The organism is Pantoea sp. ARC270 (assembly GCF_003236725.1).
In the GTDB taxonomy this organism is placed as follows: domain Bacteria; phylum Pseudomonadota; class Gammaproteobacteria; order Enterobacterales; family Enterobacteriaceae; genus Pantoea; species Pantoea anthophila.
Genome location: NZ_PUGA01000030.1, coordinates 21,494 through 36,292 on the forward strand (window position 1 = coordinate 21,494; position 14,799 = coordinate 36,292).

Here is a 14,799-nt window from a genome sequence, read left to right on the forward strand (position 1 = left end):
GAATTATTTAACCTGTTTCAGCACGTCAGCAGTAATGTCTTTTGCGTTTGATGCATAAGCCACCGCGTTCGCGTCGATCACGACATCGTAACCATCGCTGTCAGCGACTTTCTTCACGGCGTCCTGAATGCGGCTCAGCAGCTTGTTACGCTCTTCCATCTGACGACGGCGGTTATCCTGCTCAAAGGCCTGGGCTTTTGAAGAGAAAGCTTCACGCTGAGACATGACATCTTTTTCCATACGGCTGCGTTCGCTGGCCTTCATGGTAGAGCCGTCACGCTGTAAACGCTGCATTTTAGTTTGCAGATCGCGTTCCTGGCTCTGCAGCTCAGTTGCACGGCCTTTGAACTCATTTTCCAGCTGTTTAGCAACAGTCGCACGTTGCGGTAACTGTTGGAAAATGCTGGACACGTTTACCACTGCAATTTTGTCAGCAGCCTGAACACCAGCGGAAACCGCTAAAGCAAGACCCAGACCTGCGGCACACAACAACTTTTTCACTATAAACTCCTTACCATCAACGTTTGTGTCAGCGACACAGTGTTTGCCCCGGAACAGCCTGCGCTGTCCGGCAGCAAGACTTCAGCTATGCATCCATGCTCAGAACATTACCAGGTTTTACCAATGTTAAACTGGAACTGCTCTGACTTGTCTCCATCCACTTTCTTTATCGGCTGGGCGTAAGAGAACACCAACGGGCCGAGCGGTGACATCCACTGCAGCGCAACACCGCTTGAAACGCGGATATTGTTAGGATCGCTGTAGTCTGGAATGCCCGCCGCACGAGTTTCGGCCGTGTTTTCCCAGTGGGTATCCCATGCGGTACCGGTATCGACAAACACCGAGGTACGTACCGAGTTGGCATACTTCTCGCTCAGGAACGGCGTTGGCGTGATCAGCTCAAGGCTGGCAATCGCCATGGCGTTTCCGCCGACCGCATCGTCAGACTTACAGATGCCATCCGGATCGGCCAGGCGGCAATTCGACGAGTTGTTATTGTAGTAGGCAGCCTTCGGACCAATGGTATTGGACTGGAAGCCACGAACGGTACTGGAACCACCAGCGTAGAAGTTCTCATAGAACGGCATCTCTTTGCCGCCGAGACCATCGCCGTAACCCACACGGCCGCGACCCAGCAGCACCCAGGTGTGATCCTGGTTAATCGGCACATACTGCTGGGTATCCAGCGTGGCCTTGTAGAAGCTGTTGTCTGAGCCAGGAATCGTCACCTTACCGTTCAGGTTGGTGCGGTTACCCGCCGTCGGGAAGAAGCCACGGTCCAGCGTGTTGTAGGTCCAGCCGTAGTTGAAGGTGAAGTCATCAGCAGAGAATTCGCCTTTATCATCCAGCTGCTGCGGCTTGCCGACTGAATCCAGATAACGCCACATCGCCACCTGCGGCTGCATGTTGGAGAGGTCGTTGTGGACATAGCCCAGACCGACACGCAGTGTGTTGTTTTCGTTAACCGGGAAGCCCAGCGTGCCATCCAGACCATAACTCTTGTTGGTATAGTCAGAGAGGTCGGCATTGTCCGCTTTAAAGTCGTTATAGAACAGACGACCACCCAGACTCACCCCATCTACGGTGAAGTAAGGGTCAGTCAGCGAGAACTCAGCATAGGTCTGATAGTCATTTTTGGTACCGCTGATGCCGACGGTATTACCGGTGCCCAGCCAGTTATCCTGCGTGACCCCGACCTGGAAGCTTACGCCACTCTCGGTGCCGTAACCGACGCCGAAGTTGAAGGTCCCGGTGTTGCGCTCTTTAACCTTGTAGACCACATCAACCTGATCCGGTGAACCCGGCACGCGCTGGGTATCCACATCGACGTTTTCAAAGTAACCGGTGCGGTTCAGACGCTCTTTGCCCTGCTCGACCAGGTCGCTGCCCAGCCAGGCCCCTTCCATCTGACGCATTTCACGACGCAGCACCGCATCTTTTGAGGTGTCGTTACCTTCAAAGCGAACGTGACGCACGTAGTAGCGGTTACCGGCATCGACGTTGATGTGCAGTTTGACAGTCTTATCAGCATCGTTGATTTCAGGCTGTGTCACGACGCGCGGATAGGCGTAGCCGTAGCGGCCCAGCAGTTTCTTGATGTCATCTTCCATCTTCGTGACTTTGGCGCCGTTATAGAGCTCGCCTGCCGGAATTTTGGTCAGATGTTCAATCTCTGCTGAGTGGCCTGCCATGCTGCCATTCACGATCACGCCGGCGATTTTGTACTGATCGCCTTCAGTGATGTTGACCGTGATGTAGATGCCTTTTTTATCCGGCGTCAGGCTGACCTGGGTCGAATCGATATTAAAGCGGGCATAGCCGCGATCCAGATAGAAGCTGCGCAGGGTTTCGAGGTCACCGGCCAGTTTCTGTTTCTGGTATTTACGGTCGCCGACCACGTTCCACCATGGCACTTCATCGCGCAGCTGGAAGCGGGAGATCAGTTCATCAGAACTGAACGCCTTGTTACCAACGATGTTGATCTGCTGAATTTTGGCAGAGACACCCTCCGTAAAGACCAGCTTCAGATCGACACGGTTACGCGGCAGTGGCGTGACCACCGCTTTCACGTTGGCCGTATATTTACCGACGCTGTAGTAGAAATCCTCCAGGCCCTTTTCGATAGAAGAGAGCGTGGTGCGGTCAAGCGCTTCGCCGACACGCACACCGGAGGCTTCCAGATTCTGTTTCAGCTGATCCTCTTTCACCGCTTTGTTACCGGTGAAGGTAATGCTGGCAATGGTAGGACGTTCTTTGACCTGGACAATCAGCGTTGTACCGTCTCGCAGGACCTGAACATCCTCAAAGTTGCCAGTCGCGAACAGTGAGCGAATGGTGTTTCTGACATCATCGTCATTCACCGTATCGCCAACCCGAACTGGCATGCTCAGCAGAGCCGCGCCGACGGCGACTCGCTGCAGCCCTTCGAAATGAATATCCTTCACCACGAAATCGTCTGCACCGTAAACGGTGGCGCTGCTAAACAGCAGCGACGCTATGAGCAACTTTTTCATCGCCATCGTTATTATGCGTTTTCCTAACACATCCCCTGAATGTTCGCGTTCCAGCGGTTACAAACGGGAGAAATCATTGAAAAGTGCAAGCCCCATTAACAGCACCAGCAAAATCGAACCGATGCGATAACTAAAGTCCTGAACTCGCTCGGACACCGGTCCACCTTTGATCTTTTCGATCGCCAGGAAGAGCAGATGCCCACCATCTAAAACCGGCAATGGGAACAGGTTGATGATGCCCAGGTTGACGCTGATCAGCGCCAGGAACATCAGGTAGTAAATCAACCCATACTCTGCTGACAACCCTGCACCCTGCGCAATCGAGATTGGCCCGCTCAGGTTGTTCAGCTTCACATCACCCGTGATTAACTTGCCCAGCATAGAAACGGTAAGCTTCATCAGCTGCCAGGTTTTTACACTGGCCTCACCGATAGCCGCAAACGCGCCATACTGTCTTACCGTTCTGTACTCTTCCGGCAGCGGGACAATGCGCGGGATAACACCCGCAAATCCTTCGCCTTTGCTGCCCGATCTGGCTTCTGGCGTCATGGTCAGCGTAATTGCATCACCGCCGCGATCCACCTCAAGCGCCATGCTTTTGCCCGGGTTATCCCGGACCTGCGTGACAAAAGTCTGCCACTGCGATAATGGCTGACCATCGACTTTAACGATCCTGTCGCCAGCTTGCAAACCGGCTTCACTGGCTGGCGAGTTCGCCTGCACTTCTGCCAGTGTGGTCTCAATCTGCGGACCACGTGGCCGGATGCCCAGCGCGACAACCGGATCCTGCTTGTCTGGCTCAAACTGCCAGTTACGCAAATCCAGCTGTTTCTCCTGGGTCGCGTCCTCGCCAAATCGTGCCACCGTCAGGGTTGTGCTGCTGTCACCGATTTTACCCACCAGCGCCATCCGCACAGCATCCCAGTCAGGCGTTTCGATACCGTCAACCGCCTTAAGTTCCATACCGGGTGCAATTTGCGCTTCCGCCGCGACCGAACCGTTTAAAATTTCACCGATTACCGGACGCACACCCGGCACGCCGTGAATAAACACAACCCAGTAGGCAAAGATGGCAAAGAGGAAGTTAGCGACAGGACCCGCCGCAATGATGGAAGCGCGCTGCCAGACGGCTTTGTTGTTGAAAGCCTGATGACGCAGTTCGGCGGGCACGCTCTCGACACGCTCGTCGAGCATTTTCACGTAGCCGCCAAGGGGAATCAGCGCGATGACAAACTCGGTGCCCTGGCGGTCACGACGCCGCCAGAGTGATTTACCGAAACCGATGGAAAAGCGTTCAATTTTGACGCCGCAGCGACGGGCGACCCAGAAATGGCCAAATTCATGGACGGTAATCAGCACGCCCAGCGCAACGATAAAGGCGACAAAACTCCAGATTATGCTCAACATCTTTGCCTGTCCTTAAAGGGTGCGAAACACCAGCAGCAATAAACAGGCAAACACCGGCACTGCCGCAGTCAGACTATCAATGCGATCCAGAATCCCGCCGTGACCGGGGATCAGATTACCGCTGTCTTTGATGCCCGCTTCGCGTTTGAACATACTTTCGGTGAGATCACCCAGCACCGACGCCAGCGTCGCAATCACCGCGCAGACCACCAGCGTGCCAGCTGACACCGTCAGAGGGGCCAGCGTTGCGAACAGCAGCGCAATCAGCGCGGAAGAGACCAGACCGCCCAGAAAACCTTCCCAGGTTTTACCCGGTGAGACCTTTGGCGCCAGCTTGTGTTTGCCGAACATCTTGCCAAACATGTAGGCCCCTGAATCCGCGCCCCACACCAGCAGCATGACAAACAGCAGCCACCAGGCCCCGGCGAAGTGATCGGTTTCATAGTGATACTGACGCAGCGCCATCATGCCCCAGAAAAAAGGCACCAGGGTTAAGAGACCAAACAGCAGGCGAAGCGGACGTGAATGGCGCCAGAAGGCGGCCGAAGCGGGATAGGAGAGAACCAGCAGCAGCGCAACGACCCACCACACCAGCGACGCCCAGAGCGATGTCGCCACCTGCGGCAGATGCACATCATGCTGATAAGGAGGCAGGGTAAACTGCATCAGGGCCAGTAAGAGACCACAAAGAACCGCCAGCCAGACGCGCTGCTGACGGGATGCCATCCCTGCCAGCTGACCCCATTCCCAGGCGGCCAGCATACAGATAATGATGGTGGTAATTGCGAAACCCACAGGTGGTAACCAGAACAGTGCAGCTATTACCAGCGGAATTAAAATTAACGCGGTAATCAGACGAGACTTCAGCAAAGGTTACCCCCAGATTGCTCAGGCGCCGCCTGGTGCAGCGCCGCCAAAACGACGCTCCCGCAGAGAGAATGCATTCAGTGCACCTTCAAAAACGTGTTCATCGAAATCCGGCCAGAGCACATCGGTAAAATAGAATTCAGCATAGGCAATCTGCCACAGCAGGAAGTTGCTAATCCGATGCTCTCCCCCGGTCCTTATCACTAAATCCACTGGCGCCAGCTCCTGCATACAGAGCTGCGACGTCAGGCTCTCTTCGGTAATCTGGTCAGGACGCAGTAAGCCTTCCTGAACCTGTTCAGCCAGTTTTTTCACGCCTTCGATAATATCCCAACGGCCGCCATAGTTGGCAGCAATGTTGAGCGTCAGGCCACTATTATTTGCAGTCAGCGTCTCAGAACGGCGAATACGTTCCTGAATACGCGGGCTGAAACGGCTGGTATCGCCAATGACGCGTAACCGGACGTTGTGTTTGTGCAGGCTCTTCACTTCACTGTCGAGTGCCCAGACAAACAGTTCCATTAACGCGGTGACTTCCTGCGCCGGACGGCTCCAGTTTTCACTGCTGAAGGCGTAAAGCGTCAGGGCTTCGAGATTGTTGCTGACAGCAAAGCTGACGGCACGACGTACCGATTTGACGCCCGCTTTGTGGCCTGAAATGCGCAATTTTCCCTGATTTTTGGCCCAGCGACCGTTGCCATCCATGATGATAGCGACGTGGCGCGGACCGTTTCCCTGCTGGTCATCAGTGTTGTTGTGATTGTGAGACGACATAACGCTTAACCAATTCCTTTCATCAGAAATGCTGTGGTTTCTGAATACATTGCGCCCGATTCAAATCCCGACAGATTCTCAGTGTCGGGCCACACCGAATTCGGTGACAGACCGTGAAACGCGAGCCAGCGACTATACCATTTTCACCTGAAGCGAACAAATGGCCTCATATCGATCGGCGTCACGACGTGAAGCGCGACAACATTTCTGTTGCCCGCGCGCGCGCAGAGCGATCGATTTCAAGGACAGCGTCCACCGAATCCGGTTCCGCACACACCTGTGCCGCCAGCACCGCACTGTTCAGCGCAGCGATGTCGGTAAAGCGGATCTGGTGATTCAGGAAAGCCGCAACGGCAACCTCGTTGGCTGCATTGAGCGTGGTGGTGGCCGCCTGCCCTGCTTCGCAGGCATCAATGGCCAGCTTCAGACAGGGGTAGCGATTAAAGTCAGGTTCAGCAAACGTCAGCGCCGACATGCGGGTGAAATCCAGCGGCGTCACGCCTGCATTGATGCGCGAAGGCCAGGCCATGCTGTGAGCAATGGGCGTACGCATATCCGGTGAACCTAACTGAGCCAGCACGCTGCCATCGCAGTATCGCACCATGGAGTGAATCACCGACTGCGGGTGGAGTATCACTTCCATCTGCGCTGCGCTGGCGTTGAACAACCAACGGGCTTCAATGTACTCAAGACCTTTATTCATCATGGTGGCCGAGTCGACAGAGATTTTTCTCCCCATCGACCAGTTCGGATGAGCACAGGCCTGATCGGGCGACATGGCGCTGAGATCGGCTAAATCTGTGTCACGAAAAGGACCACCTGATCCCGTAAGGATAATCGACTCGATGCCATTATCCCGCAGGTCAGCGTAACCTAACTGATGCTGGATGGTAGCCGGTAAACTCTGAAAAATGGCGTTATGCTCGCTGTCGACCGGTAGTAACTGTGCGTGATGATGACGCACGGCCTCCATAAACAAACGGCCGCAGGTGACAAGGGACTCTTTGTTCGCCAGCAGCACGGTTTTTCCGGCACGGATGGCTGCCAGCGTCGGCAGCAGGCCGGAGGCGCCAACGATCGCCGCCATCACCTGATCCACTTCATCCAGCGCGGCCAGCTCACAGGCTGCCTGAACGCCGGAGAGCACTTCAGTATTGACCCTGATTGCTCTCAGTCGCTCACGCAACGCAGCAGCGGAGGCTTCGTCTGCCATGCAGGCGTAGCGCGGGGTAAAGGCTGCACACTGTTCGGCCATCAGCGCCACGTTATGACCGGCCACCAGTGCTGTAATCTGATAGAGCGCCGGATTGGCGCGAACCACCGCCAGCGTGCTGGTGCCGATTGAGCCGGTTGATCCCAGCAGAGTTAATCGCTTCATGAAGCTATCCGTGTGAAGTCAGCGTGCACAGTGGCACAATGTAAAACGCCGCCAGATGTCGCATTCATACGAATACCTCTCTGTACGGCGTTTTTTCCGGCAGCGATGGGATTAGAAATCCATCAGCTCCGTCTCTTTTTCTGACAGTGCAGCATCCACTTTCTTGATGTAAGCATCCGTCATTTTCTGGATTTCATCCTGCGCACGACGTTCGTCGTCTTCGCTGATCTCTTTATCTTTCAGCAGCGCTTTGATTTTATCGTTGGCATCACGACGGACGTTACGTACCGACACACGGCCCTGCTCGGCTTCGCCGCGCACGATTTTAATCAGATCTTTACGACGCTCTTCGGTCAGCGCAGGCAGCGGAACACGGATGTCGCTGCCGGCTGAACTTGGGTTCAGACCGAGATCGGACTTCATGATCGCTTTTTCAACTGCCGCACTCAGGGTGCGATCAAACACGTTGATTTTCAGCGTGCGTGAGTCTTCCACAGTGACGGAAGCCAGCTGACGCAGTGGCGTCGGCGTGCCGTAATATTCGACGACGATGCCGTCAAGCAGCGAAGGGGAAGCACGACCCGTGCGCACTTTGCTGATGGTGTTTTTGAATGCTTCAACGCATTTTTCCATGCGCGTGTCAGCATCTTTTTTGATGTCGTTAATCACGTTGAAACCCTTGGATTCGGTTTGACCTGGCCAGTTCCGGCCTGGCCGGAAGCGGGATCGATAATCATCGATAATCCTGACTGGTGCGCGATGCGTCATCATCGCGCTGACAGAATATACCTTATTTTATCTCGCCTCGGGTATTAATGCGTAATCAGGGTGCCTTCTTTTTCACCCATCACTACGCGACGCAGCGCGCCTGGCTTATTCATGTTGAAAACACGGATAGGCAGTTTGTGGTCACGCGCCAGGGTAAAGGCCGCAAGATCCATCACTTTCAGCTCCTGATCCAGCACTTCAGTATAGGTCAGTTGCTCATACAGGGTCGCATCCGGGTTTTTCACCGGATCGGCGGAATAGACGCCATCCACTTTGGTCGCTTTCAGGACCACATCCGCTTCGATCTCAATGCCGCGCAGGCAGGCCGCAGAATCGGTAGTGAAGAACGGATTGCCGGTACCGGCGGAGAAGATCACCACGCGGTTGTTACGCAGCAGGCTGATCGCCTCTGCCCAGCTGTAGTTATCGCAGACGCCATTCAGTGGAATCGCTGACATCAGGCGGGCATTCACATAGGCGCGGTGCAGCGCATCACGCATCGCCAGGCCGTTCATTACGGTAGCCAGCATACCCATGTGGTCACCCACAACGCGGTTCATCCCGGCCTGCGCCAGGCCCGCTCCGCGGAACAGGTTACCCCCGCCGATCACAACGCCAACCTGGATGCCCAGCTCAACCAGCTCTTTTACCTCTTGTGCCATACGGTCCAGCACACTCGCGTCGATACCAAAACCTTCAGCGCCTTGCAGGGCTTCACCGCTGAGTTTAAGCAGGATACGTTGATAAACAGGTTTTGCGTTGGTCGCCATGGTCAGTTCTTCCTGGAAGATAGGGTGTAAAGGAGAAGTAAATTGTGATCGATCATCCGCTTACCGCAATGAAATTGCTATTGGGATGAAACTGAAAATGTGTCTGTTGCGGTTCACAGACAAAAAAGAACCGCCATCTGGCGGTTCTTTCAGAGCATTAAGACTGCTTGGACATGGCTGCAACTTCTGCAGCGAAGTCAGACTCAACTTTCTCGATGCCTTCGCCCACTTCGAAGCGGATGAAGTTGATGACGTCAGCGCCCTGCTCTTTCAGAGCCTGGCCAACGGTTTTGCTTGGGTCGATAACGAAAGCCTGACCAGTCAGAGAGACTTCGCCGGTGAATTTCTTCATGCGGCCTTCAACCATCTTCTCTGCGATCTCTTTTGGCTTGCCAGACTGCATCGCGATGTCCAGCTGAACCTGGTACTCTTTCTCAACCACGTCAGCAGAAACGTCTTCTGGCTTAACGAATTCAGGCTTGCTTGCCGCAACGTGCATAGCGATCTGTTTGATCAGATCTTCGTTAGCGCCTTTCGCTGAAACCAGTACGCCGATACGTGCGCCGTGCAGGTAGCTGCCCAGCTCTGCGCCTTCCAGGATTGCTACGCGACGGATGTTGATGTTCTCACCGATTTTAGCAACCAGTGCAACGCGCTCTTCTTCGAACTGCGCTTTCAGAACTTCTACATCGGTTACGCGATCGGCTGCAGCCGCGTCCAGAACTTTGTCTGCGAATGCCTGGAAACCGCCATCTTTTGCGACGAAGTCAGTCTGGCAGTTTACTTCCAGAATCACGCCGTAGTCGCCAACGATCTTGGTTTTGATCACGCCATCAGCCGCAACGTTACCTGCTTTTTTCGCTGCTTTGATTGCGCCAGACTTACGCATGTTCTCAATCGCCAGCTCAATGTCGCCGTTCGCTTCGGTCAGCGCTTTTTTGCAGTCCATCATGCCAGCGCCAGTACGCTCGCGCAGTTCTTTTACCAATGCAGCGGTAATGTCAGCCATTCCAGAATCCTCGGTTCGTGCCTGAGTACATGTGCACCAGCAGACACTTATTTGCGGAAAATTTACTCTGTCCCGCCGTCCGACAGGGGGGCGTTACAGACTTAGATAAAATAAAGGGGCCAGTACAGGCCCCTTACAGATCACATCTGAATACTAAGGGCTCTTATGCAGAGCAAACCTTATTAAGCGTTTTCTAAAGACGCTTCTTCAGCTTGCTCAGCCAGATCCTGAGAACGGCCTTCGCGAACGGTGGTCGCAACGGCATTCAGGTACAGGCTTACAGCACGGATTGCGTCGTCGTTACCTGGGATAACGAAATCAACGCCATCTGGATCAGAGTTGGTATCAACGATAGCAAATACCGGGATACCCAGGTTGTTTGCTTCTTTGATTGCGATGTGTTCGTGGTCAGCATCAACAACAAACAGCGCGTCTGGCAGACCGCCCATGTCTTTGATACCGCCCAGGCTGTTTTCCAGCTTGGCCAGCTCACGCGCACGCATCAGCGCTTCTTTTTTGGTCAGTTTGTCGAAAGTACCATCCTGAGACTGAGTCTCCAGATCTTTCAGACGCTTGATTGACTGACGCACGGTTTTCCAGTTAGTCAGCATGCCACCTAACCAGCGGTGGTTTACGAAGAACTGGTCGCAGCTCAGTGCAGACTCTTTTACCGCTTCAGCAGCAGCGCGCTTGGTACCTACGATCAGGATCTTACCTTTACGGGAAGCGATCTTGTTCAGTTCAGCCAGAGCTTCGTTGAACATAGGAACGGTTTTTTCCAGGTTGATGATGTGAACCTTGTTACGTGCACCAAAAATGAATGGCTTCATTTTTGGGTTCCAGTAACGGGTCTGGTGACCGAAGTGAACACCAGCCTGGAGCATGTCGCGCATGGAAACAGTTGCCATGATTACCTCTGAAATTTGATTTGGGGTTGGGCCTCCATGTATCCCATACGACCGACCTCTTTCAAGGCACCCCGGCGTATGTGTCGATACATGTGTGTTTTATTACACATAATGAGAGTTATGCGTTTCCTGCTGACCAAAACGGCCATACAGAGAATCGTCGGCGCGCTTTATACCACAAACCGCCGGGGGACGCCAATAAATGATCGCTGACGGAAGCCAGCGCGTTCTCTATTTGGCAGCCCATTTTCTGGCTGCTAACATGACAGCACAGAACTTATTATTGTCGAAAATTTCGACAAATGCGGATTAATTTAATGCCAATTTCAATCAAAACAGCTGAAGAAATCGAAAAAATGCGCGTCGCGGGCCGCCTGGCCGCCGAAGTGCTGGAGATGATCGAACCGCACGTTAAACCGGGTGTGACCACCGGTGAACTGGACCGCATCTGCCACGATCACATTACCCAAAAGCAGCAGGCTGTTTCTGCCTGCCTCGGCTATCACGGCTTTCCAAAGTCGGTCTGCATTTCGGTGAACGAAGTGGTGTGCCACGGTATCCCGAGCGACGATCGCCCGTTAAAGGATGGCGATATCGTCAACATTGACGTCACCGTTATCAAAGATGAGTACCACGGCGATACCTCGAAGATGTTTATTGTCGGCAAACCGACCATTCAGGGCGAGCGCCTCTGCCGCGTGACCCAGGAGAGCCTCTATCTTTCACTGCGTCTGATCAAGCCAGGCATCCGTCTGCGCGAGCTGGGCCGGGCTATCCAGAAGTATGTGGAAGCGAATGACTTCTCCGTGGTGCGTGAATATTGCGGTCACGGCATCGGTAAAGGGTTCCACGAAGAGCCGCAGGTGCTGCATTACGATGCGGATGACAGCGGCGTCGTGCTGCAGGCGGGCATGACCTTTACCGTTGAACCGATGGTCAATGCCGGTGATTACCGCATCCGCACCATGAAAGATGGCTGGACGGTAAAAACCAAAGATCGCAGCTTGTCCGCGCAGTATGAGCATACTATTGTGGTGACGGAAAACGGCTGCGAGATTTTAACCCTGCGCAAAGACGACACGCTGCCTGCTGTGCTCGTCGCCGAGGGGTAATTCCCCGGATAGAGATCAAGCCGGCCATGTGCCGGCTTTTTTTTGGCTAAAAAAGAGAAGAGCAGCATGAGCGTGAGCCTGTCGGAAGAGGTAAAAAACGGTCTGGTCGATTCACCGGCCGAATGGGGTGACGATCAGCTGACGCGCGAGCTGCTGAAGCCGCGGCTGGAGCAGTTTCAGCAGCATCTGGCTGCAGCGTTCGACGCCGGTGAAGCCGTGGAACAGCTGATTGATGCCCGCACGCTGTTTATCGATCGGCTGCTGCGCCGCCTGTGGCGCTTCTTTGGCTTCGATGCGATGCCCGCCATCGCGCTGGTGGCCGTGGGCGGCTATGGGCGGGCCGAACTCCACCCGCTCTCTGACATCGATGTGCTGATCCTCAGCCGTCAGCCGCTGGATGACCAGGCGGCGCAGCGCACCAGCGAACTGCTGACCCTGATGTGGGATCTCCGGCTGGAAGTGGGCCACAGCGTGCGCACGCTGGAGGAGTGTCTGCTGGAGGGGTTATCTGACCTCACCGTCGCCACCAATCTGATTGAGTCACGCATGCTGACCGGCGACGTGGCGCTGTTCCTGGAGTTGCAGAAGAACGTCTTCAGCGACGGCTTCTGGCCCTCATCCCGCTTTTTTGCCGCCAAAATCGAAGAGCAGCAGGAGCGCCACAAACGTTATCACGGCACCAGCTACAACCTTGAGCCGGATATTAAAAGCAGCCCCGGCGGCCTGCGTGACATTCATACGCTGCAATGGGTCGCCCGACGCCATTTCGGTGCCACCACGCTGGATGAGATGGTCGGCTTTGGCTTTCTCACTGAGGCAGAGCGCAGCGAACTCAACGAATGCCAGGCGTTTCTCTGGCGCATCCGCTTTGCGCTGCACCTCTCCCTGCCCCGCTACGATAACCGCCTGCTGTTTGATCGCCAGCTCAGCGTGGCGCAGCGCCTGAACTATCAGGGCGAAGGCAACGAGCCGGTCGAGCGGATGATGAAGGATTTCTACAGGGGCACGCGACGCATCGGTGAACTGAACCAGATGCTGTTACAGCTGTTTGATGAGGCGATTCTGGCGCTCTCCACCAATGAGAAGCCCAGACCTGTCGATGACGATTTTCAGCTGCGTGGCGACCTGATCGACCTGCGTGATGAAACGCTGTTCACCCGTGAGCCGCAGGCGATCCTGCGCATGTTCTATGTCATGGTGCGCAACGAGAACATCAAAGGCATCTACTCCACCACCCTGCGTCACCTGCGCCATGCCCGCCGCCATCTGAAACAGCCGCTGTGTCAGATCCCGGAGGCGCGCCGCACGTTTATGTCGATTCTGCGCCACCCTGGCGCGGTCAGCCGGGCGCTGGTGCCGATGCATCGCCACAGCGTGCTGTGGGCCTATACGCCGTTGTGGGGCCATATTGTCGGCCAGATGCAGTTTGATCTGTTCCACGCCTACACCGTGGATGAGCACACCATTCGCGTCCTGCAGAAGCTGGAGAGCTTCGCCAGCGAGTCTACCCGTCCGCAGCATCCGCTGTGCGTCGAGCTGTGGCCGCGCCTGCCTCAGCAGGAGCTGCTGCTGATGGCCGCGCTGCTGCATGACATCGCCAAGGGGCGCGGCGGTGACCACTCGATTCTCGGCGCACAGGACGCGCTCGACTTCGCGGAAATGCACGGCCTCAACTCGCGGGAAACACAACTGGTGGCCTGGCTGGTGCGCCATCATCTGCTGATGTCGGTCACGGCTCAGCGGCGCGATATTCAGGATCCGACGGTCATCCAGCAGTTCGCGGAGGTGATGCAGAACGAAAACCGGCTGCGCTATCTGGTCTGCCTGACGGTGGCCGATATCTGCGCCACCAACGAGAGCCTCTGGAACAGCTGGAAGCAGAGCCTGCTGCGCGAACTCTTTTTCGCCACGGAGAAGCAGCTGCGTCGTGGCATGGAGAACAGTCCGGATCTGCGCGAGCGGGTGCGCCATCATCGTCTGCAGGCGCTGGCGCTGCTGCGGATGGACAATATAGATGAGGAGCGCCTGCATCAGATCTGGAATCGCTGCCGCGCTGACTACTTCCTGCGCCATACGCCCAATCAGATCGCCTGGCATGCCCGCCATCTGCTGGTGCATGACCTGAAGAAGCCGCTGGTGCTGGTCAGCCCGCAGGCCACGCGCGGCGGAACGGAGATTTTTATCTGGAGCCCTGATCGCCCCCACCTGTTTGCCGCTGTCGCCGGTGAACTGGACCGCCGCAATCTCAGCGTCCATGACGCTCAGATCTTCACCAGCCGCGACGGCATGGCCATGGATACCTTTATTGTGCTGGAACCCGATGGCAGTCCGCTCTCCCCGGATCGCCATCCGATGATTATTCAGGCGCTGGAGCAGGCGATAACCCAGTCGCAGTGGGTGCCGCCGCGCACCCGCCGACCGTCAGCCAAACTCCGGCACTTCAGTGTGGACACCGAGGTCAATTTCCTGCCGACCCACACCGACCGGCGCAGCTACCTGGAACTGGTGGCGCTGGACCAGCCAGGTCTGCTGGCCCGGGTTGGTGAAGTCTTTGCCGATCTCGGCGTTTCACTGCACGGCGCGCGCATCAGCACCATCGGCGAGCGGGTCGAAGATCTCTTTATTCTGGCTAACAGTGAGCGGCAGGCGCTGGACGAAGAAATGCGCAAAGCATTGCAACAACGGTTGACAGAGGCCCTTAATCCAAACGATAAAGTGTGACCAGACACGATTTATCATCCTCTATTTTTATTTGTGCCGGGAGAGTGCCCGGCATTGCACATGACCGATCA

At 55.4% G+C, this 14,799-nt stretch carries 12 protein-coding genes; 2 read left to right on the top strand and 10 right to left on the bottom strand.

Annotated features, from left to right (window positions below; all coding sequences use genetic code 11):
• Nucleotides 1-3: 3 nt before the first annotated feature.
• The 10 genes from skp to rpsB form a co-directional block, all read right to left on the bottom strand.
• A complete protein-coding gene (gene skp / locus CKF42_RS14575) occupies nt 4-501 on the bottom strand; it encodes a molecular chaperone Skp (protein ID WP_003852644.1) in 498 nt (165 codons plus the stop codon).
• A 107-nt stretch (nt 502-608) separates the two neighbouring features.
• On the bottom strand, nt 609-3,020 hold the full coding sequence (gene bamA, locus CKF42_RS14580; RefSeq protein ID WP_009091984.1) for an outer membrane protein assembly factor BamA: 2,412 nt from the start codon (nt 3,018-3,020) through the stop codon (nt 609-611).
• Between the two features lie 51 nt (nt 3,021-3,071).
• Nucleotides 3,072-4,421 (bottom strand): sigma E protease regulator RseP, encoded by a 1,350-nt coding sequence (rseP, locus tag CKF42_RS14585; RefSeq protein ID WP_111208498.1) that lies wholly within the window; start codon nt 4,419-4,421, stop codon nt 3,072-3,074.
• 12 nt (nt 4,422-4,433) lie between these two features.
• The gene (cdsA, locus tag CKF42_RS14590; RefSeq protein ID WP_009091988.1) at nt 4,434-5,291 is read right to left on the bottom strand and encodes a phosphatidate cytidylyltransferase; all 858 of its coding nucleotides are present in this window, start codon (nt 5,289-5,291) and stop codon (nt 4,434-4,436) included.
• Between the two features lie 18 nt (nt 5,292-5,309).
• Complete coding sequence (gene ispU, locus CKF42_RS14595; protein ID WP_111208499.1) at nt 5,310-6,062, bottom strand: (2E,6E)-farnesyl-diphosphate-specific ditrans,polycis-undecaprenyl-diphosphate synthase; 753 nt, start codon at nt 6,060-6,062, stop codon at nt 5,310-5,312.
• A 181-nt stretch (nt 6,063-6,243) separates the two neighbouring features.
• Nucleotides 6,244-7,440 carry a 1-deoxy-D-xylulose-5-phosphate reductoisomerase gene (gene ispC / locus CKF42_RS14600; RefSeq protein WP_046101259.1) on the bottom strand — a complete coding sequence of 399 codons (1,197 nt, stop codon included), beginning with the start codon at nt 7,438-7,440 and terminating at the stop codon, nt 6,244-6,246.
• 111 nt (nt 7,441-7,551) lie between these two features.
• Complete coding sequence (frr, locus tag CKF42_RS14605; RefSeq protein ID WP_009091992.1) at nt 7,552-8,109, bottom strand: ribosome recycling factor; 558 nt, start codon at nt 8,107-8,109, stop codon at nt 7,552-7,554.
• 143 nt (nt 8,110-8,252) lie between these two features.
• Nucleotides 8,253-8,978, bottom strand: a complete 726-nt coding sequence (gene pyrH / locus CKF42_RS14610; RefSeq protein ID WP_009091994.1) for a UMP kinase — start codon at nt 8,976-8,978, stop codon at nt 8,253-8,255.
• A gap of 157 nt (nt 8,979-9,135) precedes the next feature.
• A complete protein-coding gene (tsf, locus tag CKF42_RS14615) occupies nt 9,136-9,987 on the bottom strand; it encodes a translation elongation factor Ts (protein ID WP_009091996.1) in 852 nt (283 codons plus the stop codon).
• 182 nt (nt 9,988-10,169) lie between these two features.
• Nucleotides 10,170-10,895: a 30S ribosomal protein S2 gene (gene rpsB, locus CKF42_RS14620; protein WP_009091997.1), complete on the bottom strand. Its 726-nt coding sequence runs from the start codon at nt 10,893-10,895 to the stop codon at nt 10,170-10,172.
• 317 nt (nt 10,896-11,212) lie between these two features.
• Here rpsB and map point away from each other — a divergent pair, with 317 nt between their 5' ends.
• Both map and glnD read left to right on the top strand, forming a co-directional pair.
• The gene (gene map, locus CKF42_RS14625) at nt 11,213-12,007 is read left to right on the top strand and encodes a type I methionyl aminopeptidase (protein ID WP_009091999.1); all 795 of its coding nucleotides are present in this window, start codon (nt 11,213-11,215) and stop codon (nt 12,005-12,007) included.
• 66 nt (nt 12,008-12,073) lie between these two features.
• Entirely contained in the window at nt 12,074-14,728 is a 2,655-nt protein-coding gene (gene glnD, locus CKF42_RS14630) for a bifunctional uridylyltransferase/uridylyl-removing protein GlnD (RefSeq protein ID WP_111208500.1), read from the top strand.
• Nucleotides 14,729-14,799 lie beyond the last annotated feature (71 nt).

Coding starts and splice junctions, on each gene's coding strand:
- rpsB (WP_009091997.1), bottom strand. CDS start 10,895: ATGGCAACTGTTTCCATGCGCGACATGCTCCAGGCTGGTGTTCACTTC.
- rseP (WP_111208498.1), bottom strand. CDS start 4,421: ATGTTGAGCATAATCTGGAGTTTTGTCGCCTTTATCGTTGCGCTGGGC.
- map (WP_009091999.1), top strand. CDS start 11,213: ATGCCAATTTCAATCAAAACAGCTGAAGAAATCGAAAAAATGCGCGTC.
- pyrH (WP_009091994.1), bottom strand. CDS start 8,978: ATGGCGACCAACGCAAAACCTGTTTATCAACGTATCCTGCTTAAACTC.
- bamA (WP_009091984.1), bottom strand. CDS start 3,020: ATGGCGATGAAAAAGTTGCTCATAGCGTCGCTGCTGTTTAGCAGCGCC.
- ispU (WP_111208499.1), bottom strand. CDS start 6,062: ATGTCGTCTCACAATCACAACAACACTGATGACCAGCAGGGAAACGGT.
- ispC (WP_046101259.1), bottom strand. CDS start 7,440: ATGAAGCGATTAACTCTGCTGGGATCAACCGGCTCAATCGGCACCAGC.
- glnD (WP_111208500.1), top strand. CDS start 12,074: ATGAGCGTGAGCCTGTCGGAAGAGGTAAAAAACGGTCTGGTCGATTCA.
- tsf (WP_009091996.1), bottom strand. CDS start 9,987: ATGGCTGACATTACCGCTGCATTGGTAAAAGAACTGCGCGAGCGTACT.